The 19,026-nt window shown below is 70.6% G+C and carries 13 protein-coding genes; 4 read left to right on the top strand and 9 right to left on the bottom strand.

Annotation, left to right across the window (positions count from 1 at the left end; all coding sequences use genetic code 11):
- Positions 1-68 precede the first annotated feature (68 nt).
- Positions 69-1,697, top strand: a complete 1,629-nt coding sequence (gene pruA / locus ACYVLP_RS25590) for an L-glutamate gamma-semialdehyde dehydrogenase (protein ID WP_460630099.1) — start codon at positions 69-71, stop codon at positions 1,695-1,697.
- Between the two features lie 140 nt (positions 1,698-1,837).
- On the opposite strand, the gene ACYVLP_RS25585 is transcribed toward pruA, so the two are convergent.
- The 3 genes from ACYVLP_RS25585 to ACYVLP_RS25575 form a co-directional block, all read right to left on the bottom strand.
- Complete coding sequence (locus ACYVLP_RS25585; RefSeq protein WP_460630098.1) at positions 1,838-2,335, bottom strand: DUF2505 domain-containing protein; 498 nt, start codon at positions 2,333-2,335, stop codon at positions 1,838-1,840.
- A gap of 130 nt (positions 2,336-2,465) precedes the next feature.
- Positions 2,466-2,957 carry a hypothetical protein gene (locus ACYVLP_RS25580; RefSeq protein ID WP_460630097.1) on the bottom strand — a complete coding sequence of 164 codons (492 nt, stop codon included), beginning with the start codon at positions 2,955-2,957 and terminating at the stop codon, positions 2,466-2,468.
- The gene (locus tag ACYVLP_RS25575; RefSeq protein WP_460630096.1) at positions 2,954-3,259 is read right to left on the bottom strand and encodes a hypothetical protein; all 306 of its coding nucleotides are present in this window, start codon (positions 3,257-3,259) and stop codon (positions 2,954-2,956) included. The genes ACYVLP_RS25580 and ACYVLP_RS25575 overlap by 4 nt, the downstream gene beginning before the upstream one ends.
- A gap of 202 nt (positions 3,260-3,461) precedes the next feature.
- Here ACYVLP_RS25575 and ACYVLP_RS25570 point away from each other — a divergent pair, with 202 nt between their 5' ends.
- Both ACYVLP_RS25570 and ACYVLP_RS25565 read left to right on the top strand, forming a co-directional pair.
- Positions 3,462-8,930 carry an NAD-glutamate dehydrogenase gene (locus ACYVLP_RS25570; protein WP_460630095.1) on the top strand — a complete coding sequence of 1,823 codons (5,469 nt, stop codon included), beginning with the start codon at positions 3,462-3,464 and terminating at the stop codon, positions 8,928-8,930.
- Between the two features lie 142 nt (positions 8,931-9,072).
- A complete protein-coding gene (locus tag ACYVLP_RS25565; RefSeq protein WP_460630094.1) occupies positions 9,073-10,560 on the top strand; it encodes a sensor histidine kinase in 1,488 nt (495 codons plus the stop codon).
- A gap of 64 nt (positions 10,561-10,624) precedes the next feature.
- On the opposite strand, the gene ACYVLP_RS25560 is transcribed toward ACYVLP_RS25565, so the two are convergent.
- Entirely contained in the window at positions 10,625-10,873 is a 249-nt protein-coding gene (locus tag ACYVLP_RS25560) for a WhiB family transcriptional regulator (protein WP_030194844.1), read from the bottom strand.
- Between the two features lie 377 nt (positions 10,874-11,250).
- On the opposite strand from ACYVLP_RS25560, the gene ACYVLP_RS25555 reads away from it, so the two are divergent.
- Positions 11,251-11,652: a hypothetical protein gene (locus tag ACYVLP_RS25555; RefSeq protein ID WP_460630093.1), complete on the top strand. Its 402-nt coding sequence runs from the start codon at positions 11,251-11,253 to the stop codon at positions 11,650-11,652.
- A 22-nt stretch (positions 11,653-11,674) separates the two neighbouring features.
- Here ACYVLP_RS25555 and ACYVLP_RS25550 read toward each other — a convergent pair whose 3' ends face one another.
- The 5 genes from ACYVLP_RS25550 to ACYVLP_RS25530 all read right to left on the bottom strand — a co-directional run bounded on the left by ACYVLP_RS25550 (position 11,675) and on the right by ACYVLP_RS25530 (position 18,994).
- Positions 11,675-12,331, bottom strand: coding sequence for a GDSL-type esterase/lipase family protein (locus ACYVLP_RS25550; protein ID WP_460630367.1), 657 nt, complete (start codon positions 12,329-12,331; stop codon positions 11,675-11,677).
- Between the two features lie 130 nt (positions 12,332-12,461).
- On the bottom strand, positions 12,462-12,638 hold the full coding sequence (locus ACYVLP_RS25545) for a DUF6104 family protein (protein WP_460630092.1): 177 nt from the start codon (positions 12,636-12,638) through the stop codon (positions 12,462-12,464).
- A gap of 106 nt (positions 12,639-12,744) precedes the next feature.
- Positions 12,745-16,692, bottom strand: coding sequence for a multifunctional oxoglutarate decarboxylase/oxoglutarate dehydrogenase thiamine pyrophosphate-binding subunit/dihydrolipoyllysine-residue succinyltransferase subunit (locus ACYVLP_RS25540; protein ID WP_460630091.1), 3,948 nt, complete (start codon positions 16,690-16,692; stop codon positions 12,745-12,747).
- Positions 16,693-17,138: 446 nt separating this feature from the next.
- Complete coding sequence (locus tag ACYVLP_RS25535) at positions 17,139-17,942, bottom strand: ABC transporter permease subunit (RefSeq protein WP_460630090.1); 804 nt, start codon at positions 17,940-17,942, stop codon at positions 17,139-17,141.
- The gene (locus ACYVLP_RS25530) at positions 17,939-18,994 is read right to left on the bottom strand and encodes an ABC transporter ATP-binding protein (RefSeq protein WP_460630089.1); all 1,056 of its coding nucleotides are present in this window, start codon (positions 18,992-18,994) and stop codon (positions 17,939-17,941) included. Before ACYVLP_RS25530 ends, ACYVLP_RS25535 begins: the two co-directional genes overlap by 4 nt.
- Between the last annotated feature and the right edge of the window lie 32 nt (positions 18,995-19,026).

Raw genomic sequence — 19,026 nt, 5'->3', positions numbered from 1 at the left:
GGCCGCTCACAAGGCGGCCACCCCATCGCCCTTTGGGCGCACCACCGTGCAACAGCAGGAGACCTTTGATGGACGCAGTGACCCATGTGCCCGCGCCGGCGAACGAGCCGGTGCTCGACTACGCGCCGGGATCGCCCGAGCGCGCCGCGCTCGAGGTCGCGCTGACCGAGCTGGGCACCACCCAGGTCGACCTGCCCCACTCCATCAACGGGGAGCGGGTCACCGGCGCCGGAGCGCAGATCCAGGTGCGTCAGCCGCACGCGCACGCCAAGGTCCTGGGCACGATGCGCAACGCGACCGTCGCCGACGCGGAGGCAGCCGTCAGCGCCGCCAAGGCCGCAGCTCCGATGTGGCGGGAGCTGTCGTTCGACGACCGTGCCGCGATCCTGCTCAAGGCCGCCGAGCTGCTCGCGGGCCCGTGGCGGGCGCGCCTGAACGCCGCGACGATGCTGGGACAGAGCAAGACGGCATACCAGGCCGAGATCGACAGCGCCTGCGAGCTGATCGACTTCTGGCGGATCAACGTCCATTTCGCCCGGCAGATCCTGGAGCAGCAGCCACCCCTCAACGCTCGGGGCATCTGGAACCGGTCGGACTACCGCTCGCTCGAGGGCTTCGTCTACGCGATCACGCCCTTCAACTTCACGGCCATCGCCGGCAACCTGCCGACCGCTCCCGCGCTCATGGGCAACACCGTCGTGTGGAAGCCGAGCCCGACCCAGCAGTTCGCCGCGTCTCTGACGATGCAGCTGCTCGAAGAGGCAGGTATGCCGCCGGGCGTGATCAACATGGTCACCGGCGACGGGCTCGACGTCAGCAAGGTCGCCCTGCACGACGAGGACCTGGCCGGCATCCACTTCACCGGCTCGACCCCCACGTTCAAGCACCTGTGGGCCGAGGTCGGTGCGAACCTCGAGCGGTACCGCACCTACCCGCGCCTCGTCGGCGAGACCGGGGGCAAGGACTTCATCGTCGCGCACCCGAGCGCCGATGCGGACGTGCTGCGCACGGCGATGATCCGCGGCGCCTTCGAGTTCCAGGGCCAGAAGTGCTCGGCCGCCTCGCGCGCCTATGTCCCGGCCTCCGTGTGGGACCGGATCAAGTCCGATCTCGTGGACATCACCAACTCCCTGCCGCAGGGCGATGTGACCGACCTGCACAACTTCATGGGTGCGGTCATCGACGAGCGGGCCTTCGCCAAGCACCGGGACGCCATCGACCGGGCCCACGCCGAGGCGGGCATCGATGTCATCGCGGGCGGTTCCTACGACGACTCGGTGGGCTGGTTCGTCCGGCCGACGGTCCTGGAGATCAAGGACGCCGCTGACGAGTCGTTCCGCACCGAGTACTTCGGGCCGATCCTGTCCGTGCACGTCTTCCCCGACGGCGACTACGACCAGGTGGTCGACCAGATGGAGCGGTTCGCGCCCTACGGCCTGACCGGCTCGATCATCGCCCAGGACCGCCGAGCCATCGCCGACGCGACCAGCCGCCTGCGCTTCGCGGCCGGCAACTTCTACATCAACGACAAGCCGACCGGCGCCGTCGTGGGCCAGCAGCCGTTCGGCGGCGGCCGTGCGAGCGGCACCAACGACAAGGCCGGCGCCGCTCAGAACCTGCTCCGGTGGACCAGCGTCCGCTCGATCAAGGAGACGTTCGTGCCGCCGACCAGCCACGCCTACCCCCACATGGGCTGAGGCGGTCGCCGACAGGCCTGGAATGACCACTCGACCGGGGACAGCCCCGGTCGAGCGGTCTTTCCAGGCGCGCAGCCAGAGGCACTCGCGGCGAGGAGGTCGTCAGGCGGTCGCAGGGGCGTCAAGAGGTCGCAGGGGCGTCAGGCACGCTCGGCGAGCCAGCGCTCGCCGGTCTCCTGCTCCTGACGGATCGCGTGCACCACCGCCGGTGCCGCGGCTCGCTCGACCTTGCCGCCGAGCAGCGGGATCGAGGCCTTGAGGTCGCCGTCGATGCTGATCGTGGTGCCGGCGCCTCGCGCCGCGAGTCGGACGGCCGAGCGCAGTGCCACGGGAGCGCCCTGCACCTCCACGACGAGGGTGCCCGACCGGGTGCCGCCGTCCTGCACGGCGCCCCACTCGTACGTCTCCGTGACCCTGAGGGTTGAGCCGATGATCGACCTGGCAAAGTCCGGCAGCCCGTCGGCGGGCAGGTCGCGCCTGGTCACGACGCGAGCGCCGGCGCCGGCCGTGCTCACTGCCGACTCATGCTCCTGGGCTCCGGCGTCGACGCACTTGCGCACCTGGAAGTCGGGGTCGGTGACCATGGCGTACACCGCGTCGGGCGCGGCGGCATACGTGATCGTCTCGGAGATCCTCATGGCGGACACGCTATGGCACGCGTATGTCGCCCGGGCAGGTATGCCGTCGGGCCCGGTATGCCGTCGGGCCGGGTATGCCGTCGGGCCGGGTCTGCCGTCGGGACGCGTATGCCGGTGGGTCTCGGCGCGGTCAGCGTCCCGAGCGCGCGCGGCCGGACACCGTCGCCAGGGTCTCGGTGGACCGCTCCAGCTCCCGCGCCAGCCGGGCGAGCTCGCGCGAGCGGGCGGCCGTCGCCCGGTTGAGCAGCTCCTGGAGACGCTCCCGCTCGGCCAGCCTCCGGCTGGGGTCCACGCGGCTCGGCCCCGGCCGGTCGAGGACCAGGTGGCCGTCGACGAGCAGGTCCCACCGGTCGAGCTCGGGCTCGAGAGCACGCACCCGGGCTGCGGTCTCGACCTCGGTCGTCGTCCAGGACTGGAGCAGCCCGCCGACCCGGTCGAGCTCGGTCGCGGCGCGGGTGAGCAGGTCGCGCTCATGAGCGGTTTGGTCGGCGAGGCCGGCACGCTCGGCGGCGGCGGCCGGTCGCGCGAGGTCATGCACCAGCTCGACGAGATGGCCGGCCTGGGTGCGCAGGGCGCCCCCGAGGGCCGAGGTGGAGGCCGGGTCCCCTGCCGGCGAGGTCATCTCCGCGCTCCTCGGGGTGGGGTCCCCGGCGCAGCGGCCCCGTGGCCCGTCTCTACCGAGCCGGCGTCGAGCAGCCGCTCCTCGGCAGCCTCAGAGATCGCCCGCAGCGTGTCGGCAGCCTGCTCGACCCAGCTGTCGAGCAGGCGCTGGACTGCACGGTCACCGAGCACGGGCACGTGGACGAGCAGCTCGTCGGCCTGGTCCCTCGCGGCCGACCGCGTGGCCGCGAGCGAACGCTGGGTGGCGAGGTCACCGCGGCCTGCGGAGCCGGACGCGCCGGGCGCAGGACGGGCAGGGGTCATCCCGTCCACCACGGCGCTGCCGCCCGCCTCCCACCGGTCATGAGTCAACTCTAGGGAAGTTCCGCACGGCTCCTGAGAGTTCTCCACCGGTGCCCCTCAGGTGGTTCGGGGCACCCCCGGAACGGCGATAGGCTCACATGGTGAGATGCGCGGCACACCGACGTGCCGGCACGGGCCACACGGTGAGGAAACTTACAACCGCATGTCAACGTCACTCGAACAGTCTCGAATCGACGTCCTGAAGGCTGCTGCAGCGGCCGTCGCACCCGCCCACCGCAGAGGTGGAGGCGCCCCCGACCGGGCCACGGAGGAGCTGGAGCAGTTCCTGCTCGCCTACTACCGGCTCGTGGCCACCGAGGACCTCCTCGCCCGACCCGCCCGTGAGCTGGCGACAATCGCCTTGCAGCACAAGGAGTTCGCGCAGCAGCGACCCATCGGCACCCACAACGTCCGTGCCTTCAACCCGACCGCCGACGACGAAGGCTGGTCGACGGGCCACACCGTCGTGCAGATCGTCGTCGACGACATGCCCTTCCTCGTCGACTCCGTCGTCGCGGCCCTCGGCGGCTTCGACCGCGGGGTGCACCTCATCGTCCATCCGCAGATGACCGTGTCGCGCAGCATCACCGGCGAGCTCAAGACGGTCGTGACCGACGGCTCCACCACCGTCGACAACGGGTCGCTCGGCCTGGTCAACGAGTCCTGGATGCACCTCGAGATCGACCGGCTGCCGTCCGAGGCGCTCGCCGACGTCGAGGCCCGCCTGGCCCACGTCCTCGACAACGTGCGCGACTCGGTCGAGGACTGGCCGAAGATGCGCGCCCACGCCTTGACGATCGCCAGCGAGCTCAAGGCGGCCACGCCCCCCGGCACCGACCCGCGGCAGGCCCGCGAGGCGGCTCGTTTCCTCGAGTGGCTCGCCCACAACAACTTCACCTTCCTCGGCTACCGCGAGTACTCCCTGACGAGTGAGAAGGGTCACGACCTCTCGCGGCAGGTTCCCGGCACAGGCCTGGGCCTGCTGCGCTACGACCGGCCGCAGGCCGCCAAGGGCGTCATCCTCACCCCGGCCGCGAGCCGGGCCGCTCGCGACTCGACGATCCTCATCATCACCAAGGCCAACTCGCGCGCGACCGTCCACCGCGACGTCTACCTCGACTACATCTCGGTCAAGAAGTTCAACGCCCGCGGCGAGTGCATCGGCGAGCAGCGCTTCCTCGGCCTCTACGCCTCGGCGGCCTACAACGACACGATCCACGACATCCCGCTGCTCGACGTCCGCGCCGAGGAGGTGCTACGACGCACCGGTCTCAGCTCGGACAGCCACTCGGGCAAGGACATCCTGCAGATCCTCGAGACCTACCCCCGCGACGAGCTGTTCCAGACCAGCCCGGCGCAGCTGGCCGACATCGCCACGAGCGTGCTGCACCTGCAGGAGCGCCGCAAGACCAAGCTGTTCCTGCGCCGCGACGAGTTCGGCCGCTTCGTGTCGTGCCTCGTCTACCTTCCGCGAGACCGGTACAACACCACGGTGCGGCTGCGCATCGAGTCGATCCTGCTCGACGCGTTCGGCGGCGCGAACATCGACAACACCACCCGCGTCAGCGAGTCCATCCTCGCCCGCCTGCACTTCGTGGTCCGGATGCCGGCCGGAGTGGACATCCCGGAGGTCGACGAGGAGGCCCTCGAGCAGCGGGTCATCGACGCGACGCGGACCTGGGACGAGGACCTGTCCGAGGCGCTGGAGCAGGCGCGCGGCGCGGAGGGCGCCGCCCGCACCATGGCGGCATACGCCAAGGCCCTTCCGGAGGCGTACAAGGAGGACTTCGACGTCGAGACCGCGGTCGACGACCTCGATCGCATCGACGCCATCGGTGACGGTGACCGCACGACGGCGTTGCACCTCTATGACGACCCGACCTGCGAGAGCGCGCAGGAGCGGCGGTTCAAGCTCTACCGGCGCGCGGACCTGTCGCTGACCCAGGTGCTGCCGCTGTTCACCCACCTCGGCGTCGAGGTGACGGACGAGCGCCCGTACGAGGTGCCCGGCGCCGACGGTCGGGTCCTGCACATCTTCGACTTCGGACTGCGCGCGGACGCCGACGCCTGGGGCCGCGGCGCCGCCGAAGCGGACATCCGCCAGCGTTTCGAGGACGCCTTCAGGGCGGTCTGGGACGGTCGGGCGGAGTCCGACGGCTTCAACGCCCTCGTCCTCGGGGCCGGCCTGACCTGGCGACAGGTCGTCATCCTGCGCACGGTCGCGAAGTACCTCCGCCAGACCGGGTCGACGTTCTCGCAGGACTACGTCGAGTCGGCCCTCGTGGCCCACACCGGCCTCGCGCGCAGCCTCGTCGAGCTGTTCGAGACGCGCTTTGACCCCGACGCCTTCCCCGACACCGATGCGGGCTCCGACAAGCGCGCCTCGCGCGAGAAGGCGATCGTCACCCGGATCCGCGAGGCCCTCGACGACGTCGCCAGCCTCGACCACGACCGCATCGTGCGCGCGCTGCTCGGCGTCATCCAGGCGAGCCTCCGCACGAACTTCTACCAGCCCGACGAGCGTGGCCTGGACAAGTCCTACGTCTCGCTCAAGCTCAACCCGAAGAAGGTCCCCGACCTGCCGGCGCCGCGGCCGATGTTCGAGATCTGGGTCTACAGCCCTCGCGTCGAGGGCGTGCACCTGCGGTTCGGCAAGGTCGCTCGCGGCGGTCTGCGCTGGTCCGACCGCCGGGAGGACTTCCGCACCGAGATCCTCGGGCTGGTCAAGGCACAGATGGTCAAGAACGCCGTCATCGTGCCGACCGGCAGCAAGGGTGGCTTCTACGCCAAGCAGCTGCCCGACCCGGCAGTCGACCGTGCCGCCTGGATGGACGAGGGCATCGCGTCCTACAAGATCTTCATCTCGGGCCTGCTCGACCTGACGGACAACCGGATGTCGGGAACGGCGGTCCCGCCGCACCGCGTCGTGCGTCACGACGAGCACGACACCTACCTCGTCGTCGCGGCGGACAAGGGCACCGCGAAGTTCTCCGACATCGCCAACGGCATCTCGTCGGACTACGGCTTCTGGCTCGACGACGCCTTCGCCTCCGGTGGATCGGCGGGCTATGACCACAAGGCGATGGGCATCACCGCCCGCGGCGCGTGGGAGTCGGTCAAGCGGCACTTCCGGGAGCTCGGCGTCGACACGCAGACCGAGGACTTCACCGTCGTCGGCGTCGGCGACATGAGCGGGGACGTCTTCGGCAACGGCATGCTCCTGTCGGAGCACATCCGGCTCGTGGCGGCCTTCGACCACCGGCACATCTTCGTGGACCCCACCCCCGATGCGGCCAGCTCGTATGCCGAGCGCCGCCGGCTGTTCGACCTGCCGGGCTCGTCGTGGGCCGACTACGACACCGCGCTGGTCAGCAAGGGCGGCGGGGTCTTCCCCCGCTCGGCCAAGTCGGTGCCGGTGACCCCCGAGATGGTCACCGCGCTCGGCCTGCGCTCCAACACCAAGAGCCTGACCCCGGCCGAGCTGATGAAGGCGATCCTGCTCGCACCCGTCGACCTGTTCTGGAACGGCGGCATCGGCACTTACATCAAGGCCGCCTCCGAGACGAACTCCGAGATCGGCGACCGGGCCAACGACGCGATCCGCGTCAACGGAAGCGACCTGCGCAGCAAGGTCGTCGGCGAGGGCGGCAACCTCGGGGCGAGCCAGCTCGGCCGCATCGAGGCGGCCCTGGCCGGCGTCCGCATCAACACCGACGCGATCGACAACAGCGCGGGCGTCGACACCTCCGACCACGAGGTCAACATCAAGATCACCCTGACCGAGCTGACCCGCTCGGGCGAGCTGACGATGAAGCGGCGCAACACCCTGCTCGCGTCGATGACCGACGACGTCGCAGACCAGGTGCTGCGCGACAACTACGAGCAGAACGTCCTGCTCGGCAACGCGCGGGCCCAGCAGCACCAGATGCTCACGGTGCACGAGCGGCTGATCCAGTTCCTCGAGGAGCACGGCGACCTCGACCGGGCGCTGGAGTTCCTGCCGAGCGATGCCGAGATCTCCCGCCGCCAGAAGGACGGCCTGGGGCTGTCGTCGCCGGAGTTCTCGGTGCTGGTGGCCTACGCGAAGCTGTACCTCAAGGGACAGCTGATCGCGACGTCGCTGCCGGACGACCCGTGGTTCGCGACGACGCTCTCGGAGTACTTCCCGAAGGCGCTGCGCGGCAAGTACGCCGACCAGATCGCGGGCCACCCGCTGCGCCGCGAGATCATCACCAACGCTGTCGCGAACTCGATGGTCAACCGAGGTGGCATCACCTTCGCGTTCCGTGCGGTCGAGGAGACGGGCGCGACGCCGGAGCAGGTGGCCCGCGCCTACGTGGTGTGCCGTGAGATCTTCGACCTGGCGAGTTTCGTGCGCCGCGTCGAGGCCACGGACAACGTCGTCAGCACCGGTGCCCAGACCGCGGTCTACCTCGAGTTCCGGCGCCTGCTCGACCGTGCCGTCCGCTGGTTCCTCACGTCGCGGCCCGCGACGCTCGACATCGCGGCCGAGGTCGCGCGGTTCCGTCCTGGCATCGAGCGGTATGCCGGCCGGATCCCCGAGCTGCTCCAGGGCAGTGAGCGTGCGCGCCTCATGCGTCGCGCAAAGGACTTGCAGGGCAAGGGAGTTCCCGAGGACCTCGCCCTCACTGCCGCGACGCTGCTCGACTGCTACTCGCTGCTCGACTGCGTCGAGATCGCCGAGGACACCGGCGAGCGGCTCGACGACGTCGTCGGCGTGTACTACCTGACGTCCGAGACGTTCTCGATCGACGCGATGCTCACGCGAGTCACGGCGCTGCCTCGCGAGGACCGGTGGGATGCCCTCGCGCGCGGTGCCCTTCGGGACGACCTCTATGCCGTGCTCGAGAGTCTGACCAGGTCCGTGCTCGAGGTCAGCCACGCCCGCCACGACGCGCCGGAGCGGCTCGCCGAGTGGGCCGAGCTCAACGCGGACGCGCTGAGCCGGGCCCGCGCCGCCCTGGGCGGCATCGAGCGGATGAGCCACGCCGGCATAGCCGCGCTGTCTGTCGCCCTGCGCACCTTGCGCACCGTGACGAGGCCCGCCTCGTCGGCACCGCCCACCGCCGTGGAGCTGCCCGCCGCCGTGGCCGAGGCGGCCGGGTCGGCAGTAGCGGCGAGCCCAGACGGCAGCGCGGGGCGGACTCCTGCGAAGGCGGCCTCGACGGCGACCTCGAAGACGGCGCCGCGCAGGGTCGCCGCGGCCGGGGCTGCCGCCAGCAAGCGCTCCCGGGCCGCCGCACCCGCGGCGGCCGCGGCGGTGAACGACGCGAGGGAGGCCGGCCGCTCGGCGAGCCGGGCCGCCGCCGCATCGATCTCCTCGGGCCCGCGTGGGGGAGCGACAGCCCAGCGTGCGTCCAAGTCCGCCACCGGCGCCTCGAAGCGGAACGCGCCGGCGAAGTCCACTGCGAAGGCGGCCACCAAGACCGCCACCAAGGCGACCGCCTCCAGCGCGAAGCCCACAGCACAGTCGACCGCCAAGTCCACGGCCAAGTCGACCGCCAAGCCGACTGCGAAGAGCACGGCGAAGTCCACCGCGAAGTCGGCGGCGAAGGCCGTCAAGACGACCAAGCAGTCGGCCCGCAAGGCCGCCGCGAGCGCACGCGGCTGAGCCGCATCAAGCTGACCGCTCGACGTGGCGAGTTCCACGTCGAGTGGTCAGTCTGATCCATGCCGAGCATCGGGGTGTTGGGCGGCGTGATACGTCTCGGACCCGTCCTGAGGTGGCCATCCGCGCGCAATAGGCTCGTCCCGTGGCAACCCTGAGCGAGCTCCTGCGCGGCCGGACCGGCCTGCCGGTCCACGACGTCGAGTGGCTGCATCTGCTCGTCGGTGACTGGCAGCTCGTGGCCGACCTGTCCTTCGCGGACCTCGTCCTCTGGGTCCGGTCGATCAGCGACCGCTGGGAGGCGGTTGCGCACGTGCGTCCGACGACCGGACAGCTGGTCTTCGTCGAGGACCAGGTCGGGCGGGTCGCCGAACCGGGACGGACGCGGGACCTGCTCGACGAGGCCGCTGCCGAGCAGCGAATCCTTCGGGTCCGCCAGGTCGTCGTGCCGCACGAGCACGGGCCGGACCAGTCCGTCCGCGAGGAGTACATCCCGGTCGTGCGTGAAGGTCACGTCGTGGCGGTGATGACGCGGCATACGAACCTCTGGACCACACGGACGCCGAGCCGCCTCGAGCTCACCTACCTCGCGACGGCAGACGCGCTGTGCCGCATGGTCACCGGGGGAGAGTTCCCGCACAGCACGGCTCCCACCGGGCTGCGCCGCGGCGCCCCGCGGGTGGGCGACGGTGTGGTCCGCCTCGATGTCGACGGGATCGTCACGTACGCCAGCCCGAACGCCGTCTCGGCGCTGCACCGCCTCGGCCATCTCGGCGAGGTCGTCGGCGCGAGCCTGGCGCAGATCGTCACCGACAACGTCCGCGAGTCGTACCCCGTCGACGAGGGTCTACCCCTTGTGGTGACCGGGCGCCAGCCGTGGCGCACCGAGGTCGTCGCAGGCGGGACGACCGTGTCCATGCGGGCGATCCCGCTGACCGAGGCCGGTCAGCGTTTCGGTGCGATCGTGCTCATGCGCGACGTCGGCGAGCTGCGCCGGCGCGAGCGCGAGCTGATGACCAAGGACGCGACGATCCGCGAGATCCACCACAGGGTCAAGAACAACCTCCAGTCGGTTGCGGCCCTGCTGCGGCTCCAGGCCCGTCGGGTCCCGGACGGGGAGGCGAGGGTCGCCCTGGAGGAGGCGGAACGGCGTGTGGGCACCATCGCCATGGTCCACGACCAGCTGAGCCAGGGTTTCGACGAGACGGTCGACTTCGACGCGATCGCCCAGCGCGGGCTCGGCGCGGTGGTGGAGGTCGCCGCGAACGGCGCCCCCGTGCAGACCGTGACGCAGGGCTCCTTCGGGAGGCTGCGCGCGGAGGACGCGACGGCCCTGGCCATGATCATGAGCGAGCTCGTGCAGAACGCCATCGAGCACGGCCTCGGCGACACCGGCGGCCAGGTGAGGATCTCGGTGGAGCGGCTGGCCGACGAGCGGGGCCAGCCCATGGTCGTCGTGTCGATCGAGGACGACGGCAAGGGGATCGACCCCGCGCGCCGGCCGGGGTCGGGCCTGGGCACCCAGATCGTGCAGTCGCTCGTTGCCGACCTTCAGGGCCGGATCAGCTGGGAGCCCGTGGTGCCGCGCGGGACGCGTGCACGCTTCACCGCGAGTCTGCGCCCCCTCGGCTGAGCCCGGAATGCCAAGAGCCCGGTGACCGTGGGTCACCGGGCCGCGTTCGGGTCGTGGGGCAGGCTCAGCCGGCTCGGCGCGCTCGCGCGTTGCGCCGCTTGAGCGCGCGGCGCTCGTCCTCAGACAGGCCACCCCAGACGCCGGCATCCTGGCCGGTCTCGAGAGCCCACTTGAGGCACGTGTCGATGACGGGGCAGGTCCGGCACACTGCCTTGGCTTCCTCGATCTGCAGGATGGCCGGTCCGGTGTTCCCGATGGGGAAGAACAGCTCCGGGTCGGCTTCCAGGCAGGCAGCGCGGTCGCGCCAATCCATGTGGGTCGTGCTCCTTCAGTCAAGTAGTGTTCGGCACCACAGGCCTGTGCTGGCAGTGGTGCTGTCTCGGCGCCATCGTCATTGTCGGAGCCAGGTCATGGTTGGTGTCGTTCATGAGGGGATTGCCCCCTGAACCAACGGAAACGCGCACGAAAATGTTCCGTACGCGTCGTGGCCATGAACCAGTGTGACCAGGATCCACGTGGGTATTCAACGGTCTCGTCGAAGGTCACACCAAGGAGTGATCTTATCGGCAGTCGGCTCCCAGTTCCAGACCCCAGCGGAAGTCAACCGGCGCGCATCTCGCCCATACCCGCCCCACGGACGTTCGTACCCGCCACGCAGGTGCGCAGGTGGCCCCTCGCTACGCTTCAGACGTGACGGATCCCACGCCCTCCCGCCCGCCGTTGCGGGGCGCCCAGCGCACCGCGGCAGCGCTCACGCTCGTCGAGTCGCTCGTGCTGCTCGGCTTCGCGGTCTTCTTCGTCATCGAGATCGTCTCGGGTGCGAGCGAGAGTGTGGCCACCGCCTCGACGCTGGGGGTCCTCATCGTGTGCTTCGCCGCCGGTTTCGCCGCGCTGGCGGTCGGGTGGTGGCGCGGTGCGACCTGGCCCCGGACGCCGACGATCTTGCTCAACGCGCTCCTGGTCCCGGTCGCGTGGTCCCTGCACGACGCCGACCGCACGGACCTGGCGCTGCCGATAGCGGTGGTTGCCGTGGCGACGATCGTGGCGGCCGTGGCGGCCCCCGGACGCCGCGTGGACCGACCGGTCGGCTGACCCGACGCAGGGGAGCGGGACCTCAGCTGATCGCCAGCCAGTCGTTCCAGCCGTTGTGCAGCGTGAGCCACGCGATCAGGCCGTAGCCGGCCTGCCCCGGGTGGGCGCGGTCCGGGCTTGCCGCAAGGTCCGCCATCCACTGGTCGTGCGTGGCCAGCGGCCTGAAGCAGTCGACGTAGGTGATGCCGCGCCGGGCGCACACGTCGGCTTGGGCCTCGGCCAGCGCGGCGACCCGCCGGTTGAGGTCGTCGTCGAGGGTCGGCGTGAGGCCGACGACGAACACCCCGATGCCGGCGTTGGTCGCCTCGTCGAGGACGTTCGCCAGGTTGAGCCGCGAGCGAGCCATCGTCATCCCGGACACGACGTCGTTCATCCCGACTGAGACGACGAGGCGGCGCTCCGAGCGGCCCTTCCAGCGCGGGTAGCACTCTGCTCCCCAGCGGGTGACGATGTCACCGGAGGTGTTGCCCCGCACCCCGAGGTTGTATGCCGTCAGGTCGAGGTCCGGGTGCTGGGTGCGGGCCACGACGCGACCGACCCAGCCCAGGCCCTTGGGGTCTCCGTAACCGGCGGTCATGGACGCACCGATGAACACCATGCCCACGTCGCGCACCCCCTCCGCGACGGTGAACTCCGTCGAGGGGGCGAAGTAGGGCTCCTCGACGGAGTCCGAGCTCACCTCGGGGGGAGGCGCTGCGGCATACCGCGTCGCGTCGTCGGTGAACTGCGTGTGGGACGAGGGGTATGCCGGACCGACGCCGTAGGGCGGTCGGGGGCGGTCAGCGCTGTCGGTGCCGTTGTTCACGTGCTCAGTCCTCGTCGTCGTCCAGCCGGGCGAGCCACGTAGCGAAGCGCTCGACCGGCACCTCGAGCTCCGGGTTGAGGTCGACGAAGGTGCGCAGCTGCTCGGCAAGCCACTCGAGGGTGACCTCTTCCTCGCCGCGACGGGCTGCGAGCTCCTCGATTCCCCGGTCGGTGAAGTACACGTGGGGAGGTTACCGCGTGCGCCCGGCCGGGCTGCGGAGGCGGGCCGTCAGGCAGCGCGAGGGCCCCGCCACGCAGCGTGACAGGGCCCTCGTGCGGGTGGGGCGGTCAGCGGGTGAAGGCGCGCTCCATGAGCTCGGCCTGCTCTGCCGCGTGCTTCTTGGAGGACCCGGTCGCCGGCGACGCCGACGCCTTGCGGGCCAGGACGCGCCACGGCCGCGTCTCGCCCATCTCGCACAGGTCCTCGTGCAGCCACTGGGCCATGAGCGGCCACGCACCCTGGTTGCGCGGCTCGTCCTGGACCCAGACGAGCTCGGCACCGGGGTACTTCGACACGGCGTCGCGGATCTCCTGCTCCGGGATCGGGTAGAGCTGCTCCACCCGGATGATCGCCGTCGAGGTGTCGCCGCGCTTCTCGCGCTCGGCGTCGAGCTCGTGCACGACCTTGCCCGAGGCGAGGATGACGCGGTCGACAGTGGTCGTCACGCCCTCGTGGTCGGGCAGGACCGGACGGAAGCCGCCCTGCGTGAACGCCTCGACGTCGCTGGCGGCCGCCTTGCTGCGCAGCATCGACTTCGGGGTGAAGACGATCAGCGGCGTGCGCGGCCGCTGGATGGCCTGCCGGCGCAGCAGGTGGAAGTAGCTCGCCGCGGTCGAGGGGTAGGCAACGGTCATGTTGTTCTCGGCGCACAGCTGCAGGTAGCGCTCGATACGCGCCGAGCTGTGGTCGGGGCCCTGGCCCTCGAAGCCGTGGGGGAGCAGGAGCACGACCGAGCTGCGCTGGCCCCACTTCTGCTCGGAGCTGCTGATGAACTCGTCGACGATCGTCTGGGCGCCGTTGGCGAAGTCACCGAACTGGGCCTCCCAGAGCACGAGGGCGTCCGGCCGCTCGACCGAGTAGCCGTACTCGAAGCCCATCGCGGCGTACTCGGACAGGAGCGAGTCGTAGACCCAGAACCGCGCCTGGCCCTCACCGAGGTACAGCAGCGGGGTCCATTCCTCGGCGTTGTTCTTGTCGATGAGCACCGCGTGGCGCTGGACGAACGTGCCGCGGCGGCTGTCCTGACCGGCGAGCCGGACGGGGGTGCCCTCCTTGAGGAGGGTGCCGAACGCGAGGAGCTCGGCCATCGGCCAGTCGATCCCGCCCTCGCGGACCATCTGGGCGCGACGGTCCATGAGCTGCTTGAGCTTCGGGTGGATCGTGAAGCCCTCCGGCGGGCTGGCGAAGGTGTCGCCGATGTGCACCAGCTCGCTCGCCGGCACGCCCGTCTGCGTGGCCGAGCGTGTCGCGGGAGCCTTGTCGTCCTGGACCTGTGCGGTCGGTCGCTCGAGGCCGGCATTGTCGGGAGCGTCGGACTCGTGGTCGGAGATGGTCGCAGCGGGGGCCGCGGCCTTCTTGGCCTCGCGCGTCTCGACGAACACCCGCTCGAGCTGCTGCTGGTAGTCCCGCAGCGCCGCCTCGGCGTCCTCGACCGAGATGTCACCGCGGCCGATGAGCGACTCGGTGTAGAGCTTGCGGACCGAGCGCTTGGCCTCGATGAGGTTGTACATGAGCGGCTGCGTCATCGAGGGGTCGTCACCCTCGTTGTGACCACGGCGCCGGTAGCACACCATGTCGACGACGACGTCCTTGTTGAACTCCTGGCGGAACTCGTAGGCGAGCTCGGCCACGCGGACGCAGGCCTCCGGGTCGTCGCCGTTCACGTGGAAGATCGGCGCCTGGATCATCCGGGCGACGTCCGTAGAGTAGACCGAAGAGCGCGAGGAGCTCGGCGACGTGGTGAAGCCGACCTGGTTGTTGATGACGACATGGATCGTGCCGCCGGTGCGGTAGCCACGCAGCTGCGACAGGTTCAGGGTCTCGGCGACCACACCCTGCCCGGCGAACGCGGCGTCACCGTGCATGAGGACCGGGAGCACGGTGAAGGACTCGCCGGCGAGGTTGAGGCGGTCCTGCTTGGCGCGGACGATGCCCTCGAGGACCGGGTTGACCGCCTCGAGGTGCGACGGGTTGGCCGCGAGGTAGACCTTGGTCTTGCTGCCGTCCTCCGAGACGAACTCACCCTCGGTGCCGAGGTGGTACTTCACGTCGCCCGAGCCCTGGACCGACTTGGGGTCCTGGGTGCCTTCGAACTCACGGAAGATCTGGCCGTAGGACTTGCCGGCGATGTTGGCCAGCACGTTGAGGCGCCCGCGGTGCGGCATACCGATGCAGACCTCGTCGAGGCCCTCGCCCGCGGCCCGGCACAGGATCCGGTCGAGCAGCGCGATGACCGACTCGCCACCCTCGAGGGAGAAGCGCTTCTGGCCGACGAACTTGGTCTGCAGGAAGGTCTCGAAGGCCTCGGCCGCGTTGAGCCGGCGCATGATGCGCAGCTGCTCCTCGCGGTTGGCCTTCTCGTAGGGCTTCTCGACCTTGTCCTGGATCCACTTGCGCTGCTCGGGGTCCTGGATGTGCATGTACTCGATACCGACGGTGCGGCAGTACGAGTCGCGCAGGATGCCGAGGATCTTGCGGAGCTTGAGGAACGGCAGGCCGCCGAACCCGCCCGTGGCGAAGGTCCGGTCGAGGTCCCACAGGGTCAAGCCGTGCGTGGTGACGTCGAGGTCGTGGTGCCGGCGCTGCTTGTACTCCAGCGGGTCGGTGTCGGCCATGAGGTGGCCGCGCACCCGGTAGGCGTGGATGAGCTCCTGGACGCGTGCGACCTTGTTGATGTCGTCGTCGTGCGAGCTGTCGATGTCCTGGATCCAGCGGACCGGCTCGTAGGGAATGCGCAGCGACTCGAAGATCTCGTCGAAGAAGTTGTTCTTGCCGAGCAGCAGCTCGTGGATGATCCGGAGGAAGTCGCCGCTCTGGGCGCCCTGGATGATCCGGTGGTCGTAGGTCGAGGTGAGCGTGAGGATCTTGCTCACGGCGTTGCGGTTGAGGGTCTCGTTGCTCGCGCCCTGCCACTCGGCGGGGTAGTCGAGCGCCCCGACGCCGATGATCGCGCCCTGGCCCCTCATGAGCCGCGGCACCGAGTGGACGGTGCCGATGCCGCCGGGGTTGGTCAGCGAGATCGTCGTGCCCTGGAAGTCCTCGACGGTGAGCTTGTTGGTGCGGGCCTTCTTGACCATGTCCTCGTAGGCGGTCCAGAAGTGGACGAAGTCCATCTCCTCGGCCGACTTGATCGAGGGCACCACGAGGGTGCGGGTGCCGTCGTCCTTCTGCAGGTCGATGGCCAGGCCGAAGTTGACGTGCGCCGGACGGATCAGCGCGGGCTTGCCGTCCTGCTCGGTGAAGCCGTTGTTCATCTCCGGCATGATCGCCAGGGCCTTGACCATGGCGTAGCCGATGATGTGGGTGAAGCTGACCTTGCCGCCGCGCGAGCGGGCCAGGTGGTTGTTGATGACGACGCGGTTGTCGATGAGCAGCTTGGCGGGGACCGCGCGGACGCTGGTGGCGGTCGGGACCGTCAGCGACGTCTCCATGTTGGCCACGACGCGCGAGGGCGCGCCCCGCAGCGGCGTCACGATGTCGTCGTTGACCGGTCCGGTCTCCTTGACGGCCGGGATGTCGCGCGGCTTGGGCGCCTCGGCAGCAGCCGGGGCAGGTGCCGGGGCAGCCGGGGCAGGTGCCGGGACAGCCGGGGCAGGCGCCGGGGCGGCGGGGGCAGGCGCCGGGGCGGCGGGGGCAGGCGCTGGGGCCGCCGGGGCAGGTGCCGCAGGAGCGGCCGCGGCAGCAGGGGCGGGGGCAGCAGGAGCCGCGGCGGCAGGGGCCGGAGGGGTCGTGGGGGCGGGGGCGCCGTTGGTGCCGCCGGGAGCCGGGGTGGTCGCCGGGGCGGGAGCGGTGTTGGAGCCAGGCGTCTGGGTCGCAGTAGCCGTCTGCGTGCGGGCCGGGGCCATCGTGGCACCGTTCGCGTCCGCGTCACCCTTCCCGTAGTCCTCGAAGAACCCCCACCAGGCCTTGTCGACCGACTGCTTGTCGGTCAGGAACCGCTGGTAGAGCTCGTCGACGAGCCATTCGTTCGGCCCGAATGCTGCCATCGGGTCACCGGACGTGGACTGATCGGACACGGCGAATGCGCCTCTTTCGTTGGCTTGGGTGCGTCGATGCCTATACGCGCCCAAGCCTAGCCCCGAACGGACCCTTACCCGACACGCCGCCGGATGTCGAACCGGCGACGCGACGAGGCGTTCGTCACGCTCGTCGGCACCCGGCATATGGGGCCGTTCGCACGTATGCCGGAGGCGGACGGCCCGTCCAACCCCGTCGAGTGAGCACCCCCTCACTCCCGTCACACGAGACCGTGCGACGCGTGGGACGGGGCGCCCACTCGACTGGGGCTGGTGGGACGGGGCGCTCACTCGAGTGGGGCTGGTGGGACGGGGCGCCCACTCGACTGGGGCTGGTGGGACGGGGCCGCTCACTCGAGTGGGGCTGGTGGGACGGGGCGCCCACTCGACTGAGGGCCGGGTGTCGGTCGGGCCCCGACGCGTCCCGCGCGACCCGACCTGGCGGGTCAGGAGATGTCGGCGCGGATGGTGCGGACCGTGCCGAGACCGGCCATGAAGGCCGCGTAGCCGGCGAGGACGAGCGCACCCGTCCACCAGGACAGCTGCTGGAGCGCCTCGCCGTTGAAGCCGCCGGCCGCCGTGTCGAGCATTGCCCCGGTGGCGCGGCTCGGCAGGTACGGCGAGATGTGCTGGCCCCAGTCCGTGAGGGTGAGCACGATGCTGAGGATCGGCTCGACGATCCAGGCGACACCGACCGCGATGAGCAGCGCCGCGACCTGGTTCGGGATGAGGATGCCGGCGCCCAGGCCGATCAGGCCCCAGAGGCCCAGAGCGAGCAGCGCCAGCGCCAGCGTCCGCCAGATCGACGGGTCGGCGAACGGGTGGTGGCCCTTGGACTGGAGCACGATCGTGCCGGCGGCGACGGCGCCCGCGAGCGACAGGACGCCGTAGAAGGCGCCGATGGCGAGCAGCGAGACGACCTTGGCGCCCATGACGCGGCCCCGGCGTGGCGTGCCGAGGAACGTCGCACTGATGGTCTTGTGGCGGTACTCGGAGCCGATCGTCATGACCCCGATGGCCAGTGTCAGCAGGTAGCCGACCTGGATGCCGCTCGTGAAGACCGACTTGGCGAGCGCCACGTCGGTGCGCGGCGCCACGCCCGCAGCGGCGCCCTGGACGTTGTCGCTGGTGAAGATGAACGCGAAGAGCACGGCGAAGGCGGCGCCGACGACGACGATGGCGATGGCCATCCCCCACCAGAGTCGCGTCGTGAAGAACTTGCGGAACTCCGAGCGGATCGCCGCGCTCATCGGGCACCGTCCTCACGCCCGGCGTCGCCGGAGGTCGTCGGGTCGGCCAGCAGGGCCGGGTCGAGGGGCGGCCCGCTCGGTGGCGGGAGCTCCACAGGTGCCCCGGTCGGCGGCTGGCCGGCGAGGTCGCCGCGGTTGCGGTTGCGGTGCTCCTCGCTCTCGGTCAGGTTGAAGAAGAGCTCCTCGAGATGCGTCTGCTCCGTGCGCAGCTCGTGGATTGCGACGTCGTTGGCGTGGGCGACGTCGCCGACGACGGCGAGGTCCTCCGTCGTGACGCGTAGGCCGCCGTCCTTCGAGGTGACCTGGAGGCCACGCCCGCGGAGCGCCTCGGAGAGGCGGTCCGGGTCGGACGTGCGGACGTATGCCGTGGGGTCGCCGCGGAGCTCCTCGACGGTGCCCTGGGCGACGCGCTTGCCGTTGGCGATGATGACGACGTCGTCGACGGTCTGCTCGACCTCGGAGAGCATGTGGCTCGAGATGAGCAGGGTGCGGCCCTCGCCGGCCAGGTGCCGCAGGAAGCCGCGCAGCCAGCGGATGCCCTCCGGGTCAAGGCCGTTGGCGGGCTCGTCGAGGATGAGGACCTTCGGGTCGCCGAGCAGCGCGGCTGCGAGCCCGAGCCGCTGGCGCATGCCCATCGAGTAGCCGCCTGCGCGCTTGCGGGCGGCCGCCGGGATGCCGACCAGCTCGAGCAGCTCGTCGACCCGCTGGTCGGGGATCCCGGCCACGGAGGCCAGCACGCGCAGGTGGTTGCGCCCGGTGCGGCCGGGGTGGAAGTTGGTCGCCTCGAGGGCCGAGCCGACGACGGTCAGCGGGTTGTGGATCTCGGCGTAACGGTGGCCGTCGATCGTGCCCGTGCCCGCGGTCGGGTGGATCAGCCCGAGCAGCATTCGCAGGGTCGTCGTCTTGCCGGCACCGTTCGGGCCGAGGAAGCCGGTGATCCGGCCCGGCTCCACGTCGAAGTCGAGGTGGTCGACGGCGACGAGCGAGCCGAACCGCTTGGTCAGCCCCCGCACCTCGATCCGTCCGGTGAACTCCGGTCGCTCGCTCACCATGTGGTCCCTCCCTCGGCCGGCTGCCCGACTGC

The sequence above is a fragment of the Intrasporangium mesophilum genome (assembly GCF_054783095.1).
Note: the sequence above shows the minus strand (reverse complement) of the source record. Positions and strands in the feature narration are given on the sequence as shown.

What these genes read in the sequence shown, in the direction of transcription:
- ACYVLP_RS25585 (WP_460630098.1), bottom strand. Translation starts at nt 2,335, where the DNA reads ATGAGGATCTCCGAGACGATCACGTATGCCGCCGCGCCCGACGCGGTG.
- ACYVLP_RS25575 (WP_460630096.1), bottom strand. Translation starts at nt 3,259, where the DNA reads ATGACCCCTGCCCGTCCTGCGCCCGGCGCGTCCGGCTCCGCAGGCCGC.
- ACYVLP_RS25570 (WP_460630095.1), top strand. Translation starts at nt 3,462, where the DNA reads ATGTCAACGTCACTCGAACAGTCTCGAATCGACGTCCTGAAGGCTGCT.
- ACYVLP_RS25530 (WP_460630089.1), bottom strand. Translation starts at nt 18,994, where the DNA reads ATGGTGAGCGAGCGACCGGAGTTCACCGGACGGATCGAGGTGCGGGGG.
- ACYVLP_RS25535 (WP_460630090.1), bottom strand. Translation starts at nt 17,942, where the DNA reads ATGAGCGCGGCGATCCGCTCGGAGTTCCGCAAGTTCTTCACGACGCGA.
- ACYVLP_RS25560 (WP_030194844.1), bottom strand. Translation starts at nt 10,873, where the DNA reads ATGGATTGGCGCGACCGCGCTGCCTGCCTGGAAGCCGACCCGGAGCTG.
- pruA (WP_460630099.1), top strand. Translation starts at nt 69, where the DNA reads ATGGACGCAGTGACCCATGTGCCCGCGCCGGCGAACGAGCCGGTGCTC.
- ACYVLP_RS25580 (WP_460630097.1), bottom strand. Translation starts at nt 2,957, where the DNA reads ATGACCTCGCCGGCAGGGGACCCGGCCTCCACCTCGGCCCTCGGGGGC.